This is a genomic window from Microvirga pudoricolor (assembly GCF_016892705.1).
GTDB classification, from domain to species: domain Bacteria; phylum Pseudomonadota; class Alphaproteobacteria; order Rhizobiales; family Beijerinckiaceae; genus Microvirga; species Microvirga pudoricolor.
In genome coordinates, this window is record NZ_JAFEMB010000001.1 from 1,363,473 (window position 1) to 1,380,538 (window position 17,066).

Below are 17,066 nucleotides of genomic sequence, written 5' to 3' on the forward strand. Positions count from 1 at the left end.
ACCGCTTCGGGATCCCGGATCCTCCGGGCTGAGCGGGGTGATTGTTGTTTCGCGGGATTGGTATTGGGGCCGATGGAGGCGTCGATACTCTCGCAGCATCGATGCAGCCAGCAAAGCCGTTACCTTCATCCTACAAGCGAGCTGACTTTGGTTAGAAGCCAGCGGGTCAGACGCATCTGATCTCGAGGTATCCCCTGATGCCGTATTTCGAGCCCTCCTGTCCCAGGACAGACTGCTTCACCCCGCCATACCTGATCGCGTCGAGAGCTTCGGCGAGGCTCCGGAACGGCAAAGCTCAGTCCGATCGCGAGAAGAATACTAAAGCAGGCATCGTGTCAGTTTTGGCGAAGCATGCTGGAAATACAATCTAAAAGTGTATTAGACGAAAAATTATCTGCTTGCCGGTTGCAATCAGATCAAGATCGATTACGGGATCGGCAGGTACCTATTCCTGAAAGACTGGCGAAGACGTAGTCAAATGAAACGTAATTCTATAAAATACTCGCCTGTACTTCTGGGCCATCTGCTCACGAGCGTTAGTCTTGCTGCTGTAACCTGCTCCTTCGCCGCGCTCGGAGCAAGCCCGGTGAGCGCTGATCCTCATATTCGTGTGATCCAGCAAGGCACAAATGGGCGTGACCAGGAATGGTCCACGGATGCTCTCACAACGCCAGGCGGAAACGGCGCCTCGATTGACCGAACCCTCTCCGCTCCAATCTTCATGCAGTGGGACAGCAGAGGTTACATCCCTCTCGGGCGGCAGAGCCGGAATTACATCGGCTCCGCTATTGAGATAGGTTCAATTGGAGGCGACGGCGGGGGGGCGGCTCGCAACGACGCCCGCATCATCGGCAAGCCGGGCGGCAATGGGGGAGACGTCTCTGCCGTTCTGAACGGAGACGTCACCGGGCAGTATCGGCCTGGGCCTGACAAGGTCGAGGTCATGGTCACATCGACCAGGACCGTGAAGAAAGGCAAGAAGACGGTCGTCGAGACGTACCAACGTCCTCAAACCTATGCGACGAGTCTCCTTCCAACTCTCCCACTGATCGCCGTCTATTCCATCGGTGGCAACGGTGGCACCTCTTTCGATCGCGTCGGGCAGGGAGGGGCTGGCGGCACAGTCACGTTGACACTCGCGGGCATTGCTTCCGCCAATGCATGGGATTCCCCTATCGTGCACCTGCGCTCGATCGGCGGATCGGATCACACCTTCAAGCCTGGAATATCGCACGGGTCGACCGCGGACCGCGTCGCTCTGGACACGGGCGGCAACGGGGGCGCCGTCACCGCCCACATCATGGCGGGCGGCAAGATTTTGGCCGATGGGGCCAACTCTCCAGGCCTTGTCGCCGAGTCGCGGGGTGGACATGGCGGGACGACCGGAGACGCGAACTCGAGCGCTCCGTTGGCATCCAACGGGGGCAACGGCCGGAGCGTCACCTTCACGAACCATGGCGAGATCGCCACGAAAGGCGATCGATCCATGGGGGCCATCCTGCAATCCGTGGGTGGCCTCGGAGGCGATAACAGTGCCCGGAGCGGAGGATACGCAGGCGGCAGCGGCGGCGACGCAGGCAGCGTCGCCGCGACGATAGCGTCCAACGGCAAGATCACGACATCGGGTGCTTACGCATTCGGTCTCGTGGCTCAGGCCATCGGGGGCGCGGGCGGCAGGGGCGCCGGGGGCTTCTTTGTCGGAGGCGAAGGCGGCTCGGCCGGCGACGGCGGTACGGTGAGGGTGACGAATCTCGGAAGCATCGAGACCAAAGGCGAAGGCGCGGCTGGCCTTGTGGCGCAGAGCACGGGCGGCGGGACCGGCGGTTCCATCCAGATCGGCCAGATCGCAAAGATCGACGGCAGCGGCGGCGGCGTCGGGGGCAAAGGCGGCTTTCTCTTCTTTGGCGGCGGCGGACAGGGCGGAAAGGGCGGCGATGGCAAAGAGGTCAACGTCATCAACGAGGGTTCCATCACCACGAGCGGGAATGCCGCGTTCGGCATCTTGGCTCAGAGCGTTGGCGGCAGCGGCGGCACAGGGGGAAGAGGGGCGAGCTATGGCTTCCTGCTCGGTGGAAGCACCGGCGGTGACGGCGGGGGCGGTGGTAACGGGGGCAGCGTCAATGTCGGCCAGAAGGACCTTCTCGAGCCTCTCGCCGCGATCGATCCGTCCAAAGACTCCATCAACAGGATCATCACGACCGGAAAATCAGCAAGCGCCATCCTCGGGCAGAGCGTCGGCGGCGGCGGCGGCTTCGGAGGAACCGCGAACACCGCGAGCGCCGGGGTTTTCGGCGCGATTTCCATCGCCGTCGGAGGCGATGGCGGCAAAGGCGGCGACGGGGGCAACGCAACAGTCGATAACGTCTCGTCGTTGAACACGACCGGCCAGGCGTCCCATGGGATTGAGGTCCGCAGTGTCGGCGGCGGCGGCGGCAAGGCAGGTGACGCCTCCGCTTATGCCGTCGCCGGAGCCCCTCCCGGCTACCCATCCGTCAGTTTTGCATTCTCCGTCGGAGGTACGGGTGGTAATGGCGGTAACGCGAAACTGGCCAAAGCCGTGAACCGCGCAGACATCTCGACCGAGGGCCAAAAGGCTTATGGCATCCTCGCTCAAAGCATCGGCGGCGGCGGCGGCTCAGTCGGCAGCTCGCAGGCGATTGCCGATACCGTCGGTTTGTATAAAAACCTGGATGTCGCTGTTGCGGTTGGCGGCCGCGCCGGAGGTGGCGGTAATGGCGGTGCCTCCAGGATCGTCAATGCCAGTACGGTAACCACGAAAGGCGCCTTCTCGACCGGTATTCTCGGCAGCAGCGTCGGCGGCGGGGGCGGAGAGGGAGGGCTCGCGAGCTCATCCACGGAGAAGAGTCTCAGCAGCTACATCACGACGCCGACGCTCGGTGCCGTCAATACAGGCAAAACGGTCGGAATCTCGGCGGCGCTGGGCGGGACCGGAGGCAAGGGCGGCAGCGGGAACACCGTGACGGTCAAGAATCTATCGACCGTGGATACGAAGGGCATCGAGGCGACGGGGATCTTTGCCCAGAGCGTTGGCGGCGGCGGCGGCCGGGCTGGAGGCTATCTCAGCAAGGGCTCGAAGGATCTGTCACTGAACGTCGGCGGCTCCCGCTTGAAGGACGACAAGGACGGTGGCGGAGGCGACGGCGGTGCTGTCGAGGTCACCAACGCGCCCAAGGCGACAATCACGACGGACGGCCACGGCGCAACGGGAATCTTTGCCCAGAGCGTCGGCGGCGGCGGCGGTGTCGGTGGATCCTGGGCCGGAACCCAGCAAGCCCCCAAGCTGACTCTCAGCACCATCAAAGGCATCGCCAGCGCAGCGAAGACAGGCTGGGCAGCCTGGGAAGGGAAACTTTTCGAGACCAAGGAGAGCCTCGACCCGGCCGTCAAGCTTGCCCAGAAGGTCGCCGCCCTCGAGAACGCCAAGGGCATCTGGAAGAACCTGAAGGGTACGGTCGATGTTGGGGGAGCCTTCTACGACACCTTGAAGAAAGAGATTCAGGATCAGTTGAAGCCCGTCATCGGCGAAGTGAAGAAAAATGACGGCAAATTTCCGTTGACGCTCTCCGTCGCCGTGGGAGGAAGCGGAGGCAAGGGCGGCGCCGGGAAAGGCGTGAGCGCGACGAATGCCGGCTCGGTGGGGACGGAGGGCAATTCCGCCTATGGCATCTTCGCGCAATCGGTCGGGGGCGGGGGCGGTTTTGGCGGCGGAGCCGTCGGATCGAGCAGCACGACCTACAGCGCACAAATCAATGTCGGCGGAACCGGAGGCGAGGGTGGTGAGAGCGCTAAGGCCGCCGTCACCAATTCCGGAAGCGTCATCACGAAAGGCGCCGGGTCCATTGGCCTGTTCTCTCAGAGCGTTGGGGGCGGCGGTGGCGTAGGCGGCACCGCAGCCAATCCAAGCGTGTTCTCGGGAGCAGTCGGCTTCGCGCTCGGCGGTACCTCGGGGAAGTTGTCCGATGCGGGTGCCGCAACGATCACAAACTCAGGAACCGTGGCCACCCAAGGCAAGGAAGCGCATGGCCTCGTCGCTCAAAGCATCGGCGGCGGTGGGGGCGTCTACTTCGCAAAGAAGGAAGGCATCATCGACGCTTCCGAGATCCAAAAGATCATCAATGACGACCCGGCCTTCAAGCACAAACAGATCAACAGCGAACAGGCCAAGATCCTCGTGGAGTCGCTTGCCGAGTGGCTCGGTGTCGGCACGCCTCAAACCACCACGACGAAAAGCACGCAACCCTTCAAGTCGTTCAGCGTAGAGGCTGGCCTGGGAGGGCGAGCCTTCACCGGGGGCAATGCCGGCGCCGTCAGCGTCACTCATTCGAAATCGATCTCGACCGAGGGTGTAGGAGCCATCGGAATCTTCGCACAGAGTGTCGGCGGGGGCGGCGGCTTCGGCAGCGACGTGAGCCCGCTGGACCGTGCGGCAAGCAAATGGTCGCTCGGCGGCACCGAGGGCGTGCGCGGGAACGGTGGGGCCGTCAATGTCACGTTTGACGGGCGGGCATCGATCACGACCGCAGGTGCGGGCGCGACGGGCGTCTTCCTCCAGTCGATCGGCGGCGGCGGCGGGTATGGCGGAACTGGCAGTGGATCCTTTTCCGTCGTCGATGCAAAAGGGGACACCCAGTATATGCCCGATCCTGACGGATTTGGCATCGGCACGTACCAGACCCTCTATTACGGCACTTCAGGCAATGGTGGTCCCATTTCCGTCAATATGGGGAACTCAGGCGGAGGGCATGTGACCATCACGACCGCGGGCCCCCGAGCACACGGATTGTTCGCGCAAAGCCTGGGCGCCGGTGGGGGAACCGCCTTCATCATCGACGCGTCCAACCCGGCCGTCTCCAGTGACGCTAAAAGCCGCAACGCTGACGAAATGCAGGGGCAAGGTGGTACCATCACGGTGAGCACCAAAGGCGACATTCTCGCAAAGGGCCCAGGGTCCTACGGTGTGTTCCTGCAAAGCGGCGTCCAGAAGTCGGATGGCACGCTCGATGCCACGCGACTTGGGGGCACCATCCGGTTGAAGCATTCCGGCAGGATCGAAGGCGGGGCGAAGGATGGTGCTGCGATCCGGATCGATGGAGGCCTCCAGAACGAGATCACCCTTTTGGCCGGGTCCCATGTCCAGGCCGAGTCCGGCAAGGCGATCATGGGATCTTATGCGAAGGAGACCGTGGTGAACGGTGGTACGCTCATCGGTGACATTGACCTCGTGAGCGGTGGAACCAACGAAGCGAACACGTTCGCCAATACAGGGAGCGCGACGTATCAGAGCGGCATGGGCGATACGAGCCTGAAGCTGGGGCGGGGTGGTCGTTTTACGAATTCCGGCGCGTTGAACATCGCCGGCTCCGACATGATCGGATCCCTGGCCATCGCGCCTGGGGGAACGGCCAGCCTCGGCGGCAGCCTCATCGTCGATGTCAACAGCCTCGCGACGGCCCCCAAGGATCGCAGCGATCTCCTGACCGGACAGGATGTCACGCTCCAGGGCGTCGTTGTCCGGCCCCGGGCGGTCCAAGGTCTGCTGCCCGGACAGTTCACGGTCATCTCAGCCACCCGCCTCGACGACACGTTCGGCGCACAGGGACAGGGACCAGCCGTGAAAGCGGAAGGCAACCCTGGGAGCCCCTTCAGCTGGTCGGCCAGTCGGCACGGCTCTGATGTCAGGATTGCGCCATCGGCTGGCTTCTCCCAGGCAGCTTCCGGCGCGCTGACGCCCACGGAGCAATCCGTCGTCGACACATAGCAAAGCGCCTGGGATAATGGCTCGACCGACAAGGCCGGTCTCTTCGCGACGTTGGCCAACGTCACCTCCCCGCAAGATTATCAGACAGCCATCGACAGCACATCCACGGAAAGCCAGCACCAGCCGGTTGTGTCGCAAGCGATGCTGGCCCGGACATCCATGAACCACGCCATGAGTTGTCCCATTTTTGTCGATGGCGGCACGATGATCGGCGAAAGCCAATGCGTCTGGGCCCGCGTCACGGGCCATCGTGCCAAGACCTTCGAGTCACGAACGACCGATGGTTTCACTCAGAACGGCCTCGACTTCCGTGTCGGCGCGCAATGGGAGGTGAAGCAGGATTGGTTTCTCGGGGCGACGGCGGCTTACAGCGAAACCGATGGCTCAAGCCAGGATGGCTTCACCGCCACGGATGGCAAAGGCGGTGACGTCTCGATCGCCCTGAAGCATCAGCGTGGCCCCTGGCTCATCGCCGGATCGTTCCATCTCGGATACAGCTCGAATGACATTTCCAATCGTTTCGATGTGGGTGATGTCGTCTGGAACGCCCGGGCGAACGCCGATCTCTGGACAGCTGCCGCCAAGGCACGGGTAGCTTACGAGTTTGCTTTCCCGGCTTGGTATGTCCGGCCTTATCTCGACATGGACCTCATCTATACGTCCATGGCAGGCTACGCGATACCAGGTGACCTGTTCTCATTGAAAGTGGGCAGGATGCAGGACTGGACCTTGGCCGTTCGGCCTGCCGTCGAAATCGGTACGCGCATCGAGTTGAGCGACATGGGCTGGCTGCGCCCTTACGCAAGCATCGGCTTCAGTCAGTTTTCCGACAGCAATCTAGCGGCCAGCGTCCAGATCTACGATGACATGCCGGACAATCATGCCTTCCGATCGACACCTGCCATGCCTGAAACCTTGCTCGATGTCGGCGTAGGCATGCAGTTGTTTGCCCATGGCAAGTATGAACTTCGCGGTGAATACAAGAGCCAGATTGGTGATCAATTCCTCAGCCATGACGCCAGTCTGAGGCTCTCGATCGGGTTCTGACGCTCGAACTGGTTGAGCCTGTCCGTGCCTGCGCTCCCATCGAGAGTGGCCTCGACATCATTCGGAGGGGAGTGCAGCTCCAGCTGGTTCGCGCTCCTGTCTGCATGGGCGGATACGATGCGGCGAGATGGACAAACACATTGATGGATGATCGGCTTCAAGATTCGGCCGTCATGGATCCAATGCGATTGCCGAAATCCCAGAAAACATTTTCCGCTACGCAGGCGACCATTGGAAGGGATGATCCGGTAAGCCTTTTACGCCTGTATCGATGGCAAAAACGCTGCCCGAGAGCGGGGCCTCCTGTAACTGTTGACTCGAGAGGCGGATCCTGGCCGACGTGATGAACAGCGTCGAGAGGTCTGGGCCGCCGAACGTGCAACTCGTCGGGCGGGGCACCGGAACGCTGATGGCCCTGTCCACCGTTCCATCCGGAGCATACCGGATGATCCGCCAGCCATCCCATTGCGCGCTCCAGACGAAACCCTCCGCATCCACCGTCAAGCCATCAGGGACGCCCATGTTCTCGGGTGTCTGGGCGAAAACCCGCCGACGTGAGATCGTACCGTTCTCAAGATCGAAGTCGTAGACGAAGATCGTTCGGGCCATTGAGTCGGTGAAGTACATGGAAGCGTTATCCGGACTCCAGCCGATGCCGTTCGAGATGCCGATACCCGTTTCCATGCGGTCGATCCGGCCGCGCGCGTCCAGGCGATAGAGACTCCCTGCACCCGGCGTGACCGCCATGTCCATCGTTCCTGCCCAGAAACGTCCGAGGGCATCACACTTGCCGTCGTTGAACCGGTTACCAGGCTTGTCGGCCTCCGGATCGCCGATGGGGGACTTTCGGCCGGTAGCCGGATCAAAGAGTGAAAATCCGGTCTGTGAGGCGATCACGAGCCCTCCCGCGCTGCATTCTGCAAAAGCGCCGACAATTTCCGGCATGGGCACGACGACGTCGCTCCCTTTGATCGGATCCGACAGGTGGATGGCGGGAGCCAGGATGTCGATCCATTTGAGCGAAGCGTCCTTTCGGCTCCAGAAAGGCCCCTCCCCGAGGAAGGCGCTTGAACGAACGACGCAGGAAGCAGACGGTTGGTTTGCCATGTGAGCCTTCGGAGGCTGGATCGGTTGCGTAAAGGCAGCTTGTCCCGTGATGCGCTGCGCCGACCGCAGCAGGTCCGGGCCCAACTCATGCAGTCGCTCGGCACTCATGCGAAAGGCAGGACCGACGATCGCAATCACGCCAACGGGACGGTTGGCCCGGTCCAGGATCGGAGCCGCGACGGAGCAAAGACCGTCCTGCCACTCCTGATCCTCGATGGCGTAGCGCCGTGCTTTCGTGACGTCGAGTTGTGCGCGGAACGTGTCTCTGTCCACGATCGTCGTCGTCGTCAAGGGCTCGAAGGAAATCGCCTCGACAAGGGCGTCGAGGCGATGAGGCTCCATGAAGGCCAGAACAGCCTTCCCGGCAGCTGTGCAATACACCGGCATCCGCAAGCCCTCTGAGATGCCGAGCGGATAGGACTGCGGGTTGCTGACAACCTGCTCGCAGGACAGGCTTTCTCTCTCGCCGACGGCAAAGAAGATCAGCTCGCCTGTGAGCGCATGAAGGCGGATGAGCTCAGGTTCGGCCAGCGCCTTGAGATCGAGCTCTGCCGTGGACCACCGCGCATATTCGACGAGACGCCATCCGAATCGATAGCGGGCATCCTTGTTGTCGAAGCGGATCGTCCCATGGTCAGTCAGAGCGGCGAGTATCCGATGCAAGGTGCCTTTAGGCAGGCCCGTCGCCTTTCCGATCTCCGAGAAGGTCATGCTTCCTCCCCCGTCGGCGAGAGCATCCAGGATCCCGAGCCCTTTCTGAAGGGCCGCCGTCCCGCGCGCCGCCGCGTTGTCATCCGATTCACTCAAGCCGAACCTCCGCTTGACACCCCTCTAAACCCCGATCATTATCAGTTCCACAATATAAAACAAGTTCTACATTATAGAACCAATGGTTACCGAGGAACGTAGAAACGAGGAGGGTGACATGAGCCGAATGACGAGAAGGATCCTTTTGGCGGCAGTTTCGGCCGTCGCGGTGGTCGGCGCGGCTGCCGCGCAAGCCAAAACGAAGATCACCTACTGGGCATGGACGGAGCACGTCGCGGCCGCCAACGCGGTCAAGACGGAGTTCGAAAAGCAAAACCCCGACATCGAGGTCGAGATTTCCAACCTCAATCCGTTCGACCTGCAGGACAAATTTCTCGTCGCCATGGCGGCGGGCGTCGGCGGCCCGGATGTCGCTCTCATCCTCCAGCGTCGATTTGACGTTTACATCTCGACGGGCGGCCTGCTTGAGACCACAAAAGAGATGAGCCCTCTCAAAGGGCAATACCCCGCAGCCGTCTGGTCCTCCATCGAGCGCGACGGAAAAACCTACGGGGTCCCTTACGACCAGAACCCATCCGCTCTGTTCTATCGAAGCGACATTTTCGAACAAAACAACATCAAAGTTCCATTCGATACCTGGGACGACTTCGTCGCCGCCGGCAAGGTGCTGTCCCAGAAGGGCATCTTCATCACCCACGTGTCGGCGCCGAGCGGCGTCCCCGGTGTCGCGAACCTGGTGGAGTACCTGCAGTCGCGCAACGCACAGATCTTCGATGACAACGGCAAGGTCGTCAGGAACAACGCACTCGCTCGTGAGACCGTGCGCTTCTATTACGATTTGGCGAGAACGCACAAGATTGCGTTCGAATCCCGCAACAACGCTCCTGAGTTCTTCCAAGCCATCAAGGACGGACGGATCGCCGGCTACGCGGTTCCCTCCTGGGCTCTCTTCCGCCTCCAGAAGGAGGCGCCGGAGCAAAGCGGCAAATGGCGTGCGATGCCCTGGCCGAAATGGGGCGCCAACGCGCCCGCTACCACGGGCGCATGGGGCGGAAACGTCCTGGCGATTCCCAAGTCCTCCAAGAACAAGGAGGCGGCCTTGAAGTGGGCTCAGTTCATCGGCGCCAACGACATCACGCAAATTCGGATCTGGGAGGAAGGCCACCTGCTTCCCGCTTTCGAGCCAGCCTTGAAATCGGAGGCGCTTCTGAAAGGTGAATCCTATCTGGGTGGGCAATCGATCTACGAGAGCGCATTGAAGCCTCGGACCCTCAACAACTTCAACTATTTCGATTGGGCCAAGACCGAGGTGATCGTGGGCAACGAACTCGACCTGATGTTCGGCAACAAGAAGACGCCCGAACAGGCTTGGGACGACATCGAGAAGCAGCTGATCAGTCAGCTCCGGCGTTAAATCCGGTCTGGCAGAGACCCTCTCTGCCAGCTCTCCATTCCCTGCAAGGATAAGCAGATGACCGCTGCAGACATGCTGGCGAGGCGGAGTCCTGCGCCCTGGCGACGGACGTTCCGCCGGGCGCTCATTCCCTACCTTTTCCTGGCGCCCTTCTTCATCACCTTCCTGGCCTTTTGGCTGGGGCCGATCATCGCGTCCTTCCTCTATTCCTTCACCGACTGGCGCGGCGTGCTGGATGCACAGTTCGTCGGCACGGCGAACTACGAGCGTATCTATAACGACCCGCGGTTCTGGCTCGCTCTCCGGAATACGGCGTTCTATGGACTCGTATACGTCACCTTGCTCAACGTGTTGGCCTTGGCCCTTGCGCTGGCCCTCGATAGCACGTGGCTACGGTTCAAGAATGGGCTGAAGATCGGCTTCTTCCTGCCGGTGACCATCAGCTTGGTGGTTGCGGCGGTCATTTTCGAGATGGTGTTCGCCAACGGCGTCGGCCTCCTCAACATCATTCTGGGCGCGTTGGGCCTGCCTCAGCCGGACTGGCTGGGAGACCCGCAGGTCGCCATCTGGTCGATCATCATCCTGCGGATCTGGCGCGCTCTCGGCTATTATGCGGTCATCTACTTCGCCGGGCTGCAGGCGATCCCGAGCGACGTCAAGGAAGCCGCGCGCCTCGATGGCTGCCGGCCCTGGCAGGTCACGTGGTACATGACCCTGCCGCTCCTGAAGCCTGTCATCCTGTTCGGCGTCATCATGTCGACGATCTGGGCGCTCGAACTGTTCGACGAGCCCTGGGTTCTCACGAAAGGCGGGCCTGCGGACAGCACCCTGACCATCGTGATCTATCTCTATCAGGCGGGTTTCCAGTACATTGAGCTCGGCTACGCCGCCGCCGTGTCCTACGTGCTGACCTTCCTCATCGTCGTTGCCGCCATCGTCCAAAAGCTCCTCATCGGGAGGGAACAGCAATGACCATGCAAGTCATGAACCCTACCGAGTCCCGCGTTGGGGCGGCAACACGCTCCATGCCGCTCGCCTCGTATTTCGGCACTCTCCTAATGCTGGCGCTGCTCGCAATCGTGATGACACCCGTCCTCTGGGCCGTGTTGTCTGCCTTCAAGACCCGCAGCGACATCTTTGCGGGAGACGTCTGGCCCCGCAACTGGTCCACCGAGAGCTTCCGCGATCTCCTGTCCAAGACCTTGTATGTAAGATGGATGGTCAACAGCCTGTTCGTGGCGTTCTGCAGCACCGCACTCGGCCTGTTCTTCTGCTCTCTTGGTGGGTATGCATTCGCCAAGTTCGATTTTCCCGGCAAGACATTCCTATTCTGGGTCGTGATCGCCTCGGTGTCGATCCCGCCCTTCACGACCGTTATTCCCCTTTTCGGCTGGTTGGCCCGACTGGGTCTCTTGGACACATATCTGGTTCTCATCCTGCCTTTCGCCGCGAATGCCTTCGGCATCTTTCTCATGCGTCAATATGCAATGGGTGTCCCCAACGAATTGCTGGATGCCGGCCGAATCGACGGATGCGGCGAGTTTCGGCTGTATTGGAGCGTCGTCCTGCCTCTGTTACGGCCCGCCTTGGGCACGGTCGGGATTCTCATCTTCATCGCTTCGTGGAACAGCTACATCTGGCCGCTTGTCATGATGCGGTCCGATCAGATGCTGACGCTGCCGGTCGGCGTCGCGTCCCTGAAGGGCGACCAGCTTCCGGAGTATGGGATGCTGATGGCAGCCTCGGTTCTCTCCAGCCTGCCCATCATCCTCGCGTTTTTCGCAATGCAAAGACAGTTCATCGCCGGCCTCACGCAAGGTGCCGTCAAATAGTCTCAAGCGAGGACGAAAGCATGGAATTGGATCTGAAGGATAAGGTCGTCCTGATCACCGGAGCAGCGCGCGGGATCGGCCTCGAGACCGCCGGGTGCTTCGCGGCAGAGGGCGCTAAGCTGATGCTCGTCGATCGGGACGAAACGGCTCTGGCGGCGGCTGCCTCGCAGATCGAGGGGTCGGGATGTATCGCGGCGGACCTCACCGCAGACGGAGCAGCCGACGCGATCATTCAGAAGACTGTCGACACTTTTGGCCGAATCGACGTTCTGATCAACAATGCCGGCATCAGTGAGCCTGCTCCCATCGCCGGGACCAGCCCCGAGTCCTGGCGCAAGGTGATGGCGGTCAACCTCGACGCCGTCTATCTGCTCTCCCGTGCCGCAATGCCGGCTCTCGGCCGATCGAAAGGTGCCATCGTCTCGCTTGCGTCCTTTGCCGGAAAGCGAGGAACCCTGTTCGGTGACAACACATCCTATTCCACCTCCAAGGCCGGTGTCATCGGGTTCACCCGGGCGCTCGCGATAGAGGCCGCCAAGGTTGACGTTCGCGTCAATGCCGTCGCGCCGGGTCCCGTCGCAACCGAACTCATCAAGGCGTTGACGCCGGAACAGCTCAAGCGCGTCACCGACTATGTCCCCCTGGGCCGTATGGCCGAACCTCGTGAAATCGCCGAACTGATCGTCTTTCTGTCTTCCGCCCGCGCCACGTACATCACTGGAGAAGTGGTCAACGTGAACGGCGGGCTCTACATGGATTAAGGGCATGTCGCCTGCAGTTTCACCCCTCACGATCACCCAAGTCAGGCATTGGCTGATCTATATTCCGTTTGAACATCCCATCGTCTGGGGATCCGGCAAACGCCCTGGCAGCACGCGCCTTATCGTCGAGGTGACCACGGCGGGCGGGATCAAAGGGTATGGTGAGACCATATCTCTTCTCGACTTCGTGCCGGCAGTCTTCGAGAAGGTTGTCTCACCCCTCTTGGTGGGACGCAGCGTCTCCGACGTCGAACGGTTTCACAGGCATGTCCTCGGAGCAGGCTACTATCACCATCAGCGTGCAGCCGTCATGGCCATGGCCGCCGCCGAGATGGCCATGTGGGATGCTCTTGGCCATCATGCGGGGCTGCCTCTCCATGCCCTCTGGGGTGGCGCTTATCGAACGGACGTCGAACTGTCCGCTTATCTGTTCGTCGCCGATCCGGCGGGTTGCGCCAGTATGGCGGCTCGCTTTCTCGACCAAGGCTATACAACGTTCAAGCTTAAGATCGGACATGATCTCGGCTCGGATTTGAGCTTGGTCGAAGCCGTACGGCGAACCATTGGTGATACGATTCCCTTGCGGGCAGACGTCAACGGAGCCTGGACACCCGGAACCGCCCGGCGTCAGCTGGATCGCCTGAAGGGGTACGACTTGGCTTATATCGAGCAGCCCCTCGTCCTCGACGATCTGATCGGCCATGCCGAACTTCGGAAGGCGCAGACGGTGCCGGTTGCATTGGACGAGTCGGCTTATACGTTGAACGATGTCGGCAACATCGTTCGGATGGGGGCTGCAGACGTCATCCTCCTCGATCCTCACGAGCAAGGCGGCCTGTGGCAGTGCTTGAAGGCCGCGGCCATCGCGGAAGCGGCCGGCATACCCGTGACACTTCACAGCGGTGGCGAACTCGGTCTCTCCCAGGCCGCCTATCTCCACCTCGCCGCCGCCATACCTAATCTGTCGATCGCGATCGACACGGAGTACTACTACCATACGAACGACATCCTGAAGGATCCGCATAGGATCCAGAGCGGACGGCTCCCCGTTCCGATGGGGCCGGGCCTAGGGGTGACGCCTGACCTCGACAAGCTTGAGAGTTTGCGCACCACGAAGGTCATCGGAGCCTATCTGGATGCAGACCGGCCTGGATGGTTTGCCGAGAAGCCGAAATATTAGGTGCGGAATGAGACGATTCCAGAACCGCGTCGCCGTCGTGACAGGAGCCAGCCAGGGCATAGGCCAAGCAGTGGCGCGGCATCTTTCCATGGATGGCGCGACTGTTTATGCGGCAGACGTTTCAGCGGACTCCGGAGACGCCGGAGGGGTGCGCAGCCGACAGGTCGATGTAACGAGCGAGGTGCAGATCGAGACGCTCTTTGCCGAGATTCACGCCGTTCACGGCCGTCTCGACATGCTCGTCAACAATGCTGGCATTCCAGGAGAGGGCAACCTTGGCGAATTGACCGTGGACGCATGGAACCGCGTCTTTGCCGTTAACGTCACCGGACAGATGCTCATGTGCCGGGCCGCCTTGCCCCTGCTCGGTTCCGGCTCCAGTATCGTGAACGTTTCGTCCGTCGCAGCCCATGTGGGGTTCGCGGACCGGGCTCCCTACTGCGCCTCAAAGGCGGCTGTGCTCGGCTTCACGCGCGCTCTTGCTGCGGAGTTGGCTCCTTCCAACGTTCGAGTCAACTGCGTTTGTCCCGGAACGGTTCAAACGCCCTGGATCGAGCGCCTGGTCGGAGAAGAGGATGGAGCAGACGCCAAACTCGCCGGCATGCGGGCACGCCAAGCCCTCAACCGGATCGGAGAGCCGTCCGAGATCGCCGCGACGATCGCCTTTCTTCTGTCGGACGAGGCGTCCTTCATCACGGGCAGCATCATCATGGCAGATGGTGGAATGCTGGCTGTCCGATAAAACTTTGGAGCGCAGAATGGCTACAGTCACACTCGAGCGTGTTCGCAAGACCTTCGGAGATGTCGTCGTCCTCCCGGGGATCGACCTGACGATCGAGAATGAGGAATTCGTCGTGCTTGTCGGGCCTTCGGGATGCGGCAAGTCGACCCTTTTGAGAATGATCGCAGGCTTGGACGATCTGACGGGCGGGACGATTCGCATCGGCGACCGCGTCGTGAACGACGTCGACCCTCGCGACCGCGACATCGCCATGGTGTTCCAAAGCTACGCGCTCTATCCACATAAGACGGTCTTCGAGAATATGTCGTTTGCCCTGAAGCTTCGGGGCGTCGAGAAAACTCTCATAGAACGAAAGGTCGAGGAGGCAGCAAGCATCCTCGGTCTTACAGGTCTCCTCGATCGGTATCCCCGGCAATTGTCGGGCGGGCAGCGGCAGCGCGTTGCCATGGGCCGCGCCATCGTGCGCGATCCTCAGGTGTTTCTGTTCGACGAACCACTCTCCAATCTCGATGCCAAGTTGCGTGTAGCGATGCGCACCGAAATCCGGTCCCTGCATCAACGCCTCCGAGCCACCTCGATCTATGTGACCCACGATCAGGTGGAAGCCATGACCATGGCTGACCGGATCGTGGTCATGAATGCCGGCCGGATCGAACAGGTCGGCACGCCGATGGAATTGTATGACAGGCCCGCCAATGTCTTCGTGGCCAATTTCATCGGATCCCCTGCCATCAATCTGCTTCCGGGCCATGTCGGGCCGCAGGGAAGGTTCGCGACCAAGAGCGGCTTTCATCTGCCGGGCGCGGATGGTGGCCAACCGGCACAAACACCACTCCTTTATGGCATTCGGCCCGAGCACCTGGAGATCGATGACGAGAGCGGATTGCCGTTTCAGGTCAAAATCGTCGAACCGACGGGATCGCAGGTCATCCTGTACGGCGATTATGCCGGCAGCCCTGTCTACGCCCTGTTCGGCGACCTGCGGGGCGTTGCGGTTGGCGACACGCTCAAGCTATCGCCCCGTCGCGGCTCCATCCACCTCTTCGACGAGCAGAGCGGAGCGCGGCTGCAGGCGTGACCTCTTTGCGCCTCGACCCAGCCACCTCTCCCCGACGAGCCGCTGGCGTGCGTCGAAATGGTCGCACGCCGCAATCTCTCCGGGCCTGATGGGTGCCTCACGCTCAATCCGGCCAGCTGAGAATTTTCTCGCGGGCGCTTGAGCGCCCTGCCTCTTGAAAGCGCGCCGTGTTGGACGCCTTCAATGTCGTCTCCAAGCGGGCGGCGACAATCTCTGCCTCACCTGGATGCAGATTGCAGGGATCGAGATAGAAATGCCCCCTCTCCTTCTCGTGGTCTCGGACGATGACCGGCGGATCACCGGCCGCAAGAGCGGCCGCAAGACTCGTCGCCGTAAACCCACTCTCCGGCAAGACCTGCACAACGAGTCTGTCCAGCGGGTTGTCGGTCGGATCGGGAACGATCTCCGCGACAATTCCGGGGATCCGCGACAACGCACCCTCCCAAAGCTGGAGCGCCGCCCGTTCGCGCTCGCGGATTCCGGCGTGATCCCGCCTCTCCCAGGCCTCGAGAGCCGCCATGACTCCTGCGACGCTCTCCTTTCCAACCTTCATCCCGCGACCGATGCCGCGGTTCTGCAGATAAGCGGCGCGGACGAGGTCCTTACGCCCGGCGACGATTCCGGTTGTCGGACCGCCCAGAAACTTGTGACCGCTATACAGAACGATGTCGGCGCCTCGCGCGAGAAACCCTTTCAGATCGTATTCCGAAGCCGCGTCAACAATGACGGGAATGCCTCTCGCATGGCACACCTCGCAGAACTCATCCAAGCCGATCATGCCGTATTGGACCGTATGGTGCGAGACCACATACAATGCTGATGAGGTGCGGTCCGTGATCGCCTCTTCAAGCTGATAGCCATAGGAGCTGCTGACCGTCCCGACGGGAACGACCGTTCCCCCCGCGAGACGGACGGACTGCTCGACCGGCGCACCGTAGCTGACCATATGCCCGACTTGGAGCAGCACCTCGCTGTTCAGCCCTGTTGCGTCGGGAAGGCGCTCGATGGCCAGAAGATTGTCGCGGGTCATGGCGCCTGCGATTGCGACCGCGATCCCGCTCGCGCAACTCGCCGTGACGAAACCGGCCTCACCGCCTGTCAGGCGCGCGATCACCCGGCTGGCGGCCCGTTGGAGCTGGTCAATCTCGACGAACTCGGGTGCGATGGCGGCCATTGCGGCGATGGCCTCCGGCACCATAATCGAGGCGCCGAGCGCCGTCATCGTGCCCGACACGTTGACGATCGGTCTCAGGCCAAGCTCTTCTCGAATATCTCGATCATCCGGACGGGCATCGGTGTGGGCGGGGGACGAAGACATGGTGTGCGCCTTTCAGGAAAGGATAGGTGTCATCGGAGGA

At 61.5% G+C, this 17,066-nt stretch carries 11 protein-coding genes; 9 read left to right on the plus strand and 2 right to left on the minus strand.

All coding sequences use genetic code 11. The features are described 5' to 3' along the window. Positions 1 to 943: 943 nt before the first annotated feature. Both ILT42_RS06260 and ILT42_RS06265 read left to right on the plus strand, forming a co-directional pair. Entirely contained in the window at positions 944 to 5,779 is a 4,836-nt protein-coding gene (locus ILT42_RS06260) for a beta strand repeat-containing protein (RefSeq protein ID WP_204214572.1), read from the plus strand. Between the two features lie 51 nt (positions 5,780 to 5,830). Further along, positions 5,831 to 6,826, plus strand: a complete 996-nt coding sequence (locus tag ILT42_RS06265; RefSeq protein WP_204214573.1) for an autotransporter outer membrane beta-barrel domain-containing protein — start codon at positions 5,831 to 5,833, stop codon at positions 6,824 to 6,826. A 216-nt stretch (positions 6,827 to 7,042) separates the two neighbouring features. On the opposite strand, the gene ILT42_RS06270 is transcribed toward ILT42_RS06265, so the two are convergent. Beyond that, positions 7,043 to 8,740: an SMP-30/gluconolactonase/LRE family protein gene (locus ILT42_RS06270; protein ID WP_204214574.1), complete on the minus strand. Its 1,698-nt coding sequence runs from the start codon at positions 8,738 to 8,740 to the stop codon at positions 7,043 to 7,045. Between the two features lie 118 nt (positions 8,741 to 8,858). On the opposite strand from ILT42_RS06270, the gene ILT42_RS06275 reads away from it, so the two are divergent. From ILT42_RS06275 to ILT42_RS06305, 7 genes are read left to right on the plus strand one after another with little or no spacing between them, the layout of a single operon-like run. Continuing rightward, positions 8,859 to 10,115 (plus strand): ABC transporter substrate-binding protein, encoded by a 1,257-nt coding sequence (locus ILT42_RS06275; protein ID WP_204214575.1) that lies wholly within the window; start codon positions 8,859 to 8,861, stop codon positions 10,113 to 10,115. A 57-nt stretch (positions 10,116 to 10,172) separates the two neighbouring features. Further along, positions 10,173 to 11,087 (plus strand): carbohydrate ABC transporter permease, encoded by a 915-nt coding sequence (locus tag ILT42_RS06280; protein ID WP_204214576.1) that lies wholly within the window; start codon positions 10,173 to 10,175, stop codon positions 11,085 to 11,087. Then, positions 11,084 to 11,947 (plus strand): carbohydrate ABC transporter permease, encoded by an 864-nt coding sequence (locus ILT42_RS06285; protein ID WP_204214577.1) that lies wholly within the window; start codon positions 11,084 to 11,086, stop codon positions 11,945 to 11,947. Before ILT42_RS06280 ends, ILT42_RS06285 begins: the two co-directional genes overlap by 4 nt. Positions 11,948 to 11,967: 20 nt before the next feature. Next, on the plus strand, positions 11,968 to 12,708 hold the full coding sequence (locus ILT42_RS06290; RefSeq protein WP_204214578.1) for an SDR family NAD(P)-dependent oxidoreductase: 741 nt from the start codon (positions 11,968 to 11,970) through the stop codon (positions 12,706 to 12,708). A gap of 4 nt (positions 12,709 to 12,712) precedes the next feature. Then, positions 12,713 to 13,888, plus strand: coding sequence for a mandelate racemase/muconate lactonizing enzyme family protein (locus ILT42_RS06295; protein WP_204214579.1), 1,176 nt, complete (start codon positions 12,713 to 12,715; stop codon positions 13,886 to 13,888). A gap of 7 nt (positions 13,889 to 13,895) precedes the next feature. Next, positions 13,896 to 14,630, plus strand: coding sequence for an SDR family NAD(P)-dependent oxidoreductase (locus ILT42_RS06300; RefSeq protein WP_204214580.1), 735 nt, complete (start codon positions 13,896 to 13,898; stop codon positions 14,628 to 14,630). 16 nt (positions 14,631 to 14,646) lie between these two features. Beyond that, the gene (locus ILT42_RS06305) at positions 14,647 to 15,708 is read left to right on the plus strand and encodes an ABC transporter ATP-binding protein (RefSeq protein ID WP_204214581.1); all 1,062 of its coding nucleotides are present in this window, start codon (positions 14,647 to 14,649) and stop codon (positions 15,706 to 15,708) included. 103 nt (positions 15,709 to 15,811) lie between these two features. Here ILT42_RS06305 and ILT42_RS06310 read toward each other — a convergent pair whose 3' ends face one another. Further along, entirely contained in the window at positions 15,812 to 17,026 is a 1,215-nt protein-coding gene (locus ILT42_RS06310; RefSeq protein ID WP_204214582.1) for an aminotransferase class V-fold PLP-dependent enzyme, read from the minus strand. Positions 17,027 to 17,066 lie beyond the last annotated feature (40 nt).